We start from the raw sequence: 1,259 nt of genomic DNA on the forward strand, positions 1-1,259 counted from the left end.
CAACATCGCTTTGCGGTAACCAGCCACTCCCGGTGACTTTGTACCACCAGTTCCGGGAGCCATCCGCAACCGGTGTTGCCGCGTCCCGCGTGAGCAGGCACTGCACGCCCAGCCTGGCGGAGGTCGGGGTAAATGCCGGCTGTCCCGCCGCATCCTGCCGGATAAACAGGTTTTTTCCCTTTGACACCAGAACTGACTTTTTATCCCCCGTCACACCTTCCGGGTTGGCTAAAAACCCGGGCATACGGGTATCGGTACTCAGCACTTCCAGATGGACAAACCATTCCTTGTCCACAGGTTTATTCCCCTCTGCCGGGGATTCCGTACATCCCATAAACCCGACAGGCGCGCCCGCGCTGACCTGCCATTCTTCCGTTCCTCCCGTCAGTTCCACAGAGTCAAAAGCCCCTTTCTGTTTTGCTCTCTGCATCCACGCCGGCATCAGTCCCTGTATTTCTCCGGCCGGCTCCATCAGCGCCGGATCCAGCGTCACCCAGTACTGTTCTTTTCCCGGAACATTGTCTTTCAGTAAACGGACCAGGCCAAAGGTCGTCAGGGTGGTCTGTCCGTTCCTCGTGACATAAAAACGCCCCGTACGGGAAGACACAAAACGATCGCCTGCCTTCAGGCTTTTGTTCGCTTTCGCCGGGGCAGGATATGTCCCGGCTTCGCCGTTATCCGGCGCCCCCTCCGGCAGCCCGTTCTGCCCGTTTTTATACTGACGTAACAGTATGCCGCTGTGCCCGTCCCTCACTTTGTAGCAGGGAGAGGCAGGATAGTCTGACACCGGAGCCAGATGCATATACAGGCTGTAAAACTCCAGCCAGCTTTTTTCCTTTTGCGGATCGGGCCGGCACAGTGACTTCACCAGCACAAAACTGCTGCTGTAACGCAGCTGCTGTCCGCAGTACGGGGCTGTCAGGTGCTCCTTATTCAACCGGTACGCAACGACAGTACCGTCTGCCATGAACCGGATGGGCTCGGGCTCGCCGGTATTAAGGGCATCCGGGTTAAGCGCCGAGAAGGGACTGGAGACATCACTGATGTGGATACCACCATGCCACAGTCCGTTCGTGCCCAGCAGCCACGTTCCGTGCGCCTCCCCGTCAACAAGACGCATGACTTCATCCGGCGAGCGGAACTCCTGGCCGCTGGTGTTTCTGATGGGGTAACAGATTTTCACAGGCACTCCTTAGCGTGAGAAACGTCCGCGCCGCTGCGCAGGTATTACTGAAGGTCCATCCTGCTGTTGCTCTGCC

Annotated in this window: 1 protein-coding gene; it reads right to left on the reverse strand. The window is 58.0% G+C overall.

The annotated features are described in order from the left end of the window. Positions 1-1,183 (reverse strand): hypothetical protein (locus DD606_RS25275; protein ID WP_129259470.1); only part of this gene is annotated, 1,183 nt, incomplete at its 3' end. Between the last annotated feature and the right edge of the window lie 76 nt (positions 1,184-1,259).

It is taken from the genome of Enterobacter cloacae complex sp. GF14B (assembly GCF_004136805.1).
Taxonomy (GTDB): domain Bacteria; phylum Pseudomonadota; class Gammaproteobacteria; order Enterobacterales; family Enterobacteriaceae; genus Enterobacter; species Enterobacter hormaechei_C.